A 202-nucleotide genomic window follows, 5' to 3' on the forward strand; every position below is an offset into this window, starting at 1 on the left:
GATCAAATCACGTATCAGATCTGCGATGCGGATGGCGATTGTGAAACAGCAGTGGTAGATATTACAGTGAACTCGGTAAATGATGTACCAACAACAGTAGACGATACGGCAAGTGTAGATGAAGACGATACAGTAAACATTGTAGTATTAGACGACGATAGTTTTGGCGGCGATGGTCCAAGCACCGGCACGATAACTATCA

At 44.1% G+C, this 202-nt stretch carries 1 protein-coding gene; it reads left to right on the plus strand.

What is annotated here, in order from left to right:
- Positions 1 to 202: Ig-like domain-containing protein (locus LG649_RS16285; RefSeq protein WP_226544848.1), on the plus strand; the 202-nt coding region annotated here is incomplete at both ends.

It is taken from the genome of Neotamlana laminarinivorans (assembly GCF_020523925.1).
Taxonomy (GTDB): domain Bacteria; phylum Bacteroidota; class Bacteroidia; order Flavobacteriales; family Flavobacteriaceae; genus Neotamlana; species Neotamlana laminarinivorans.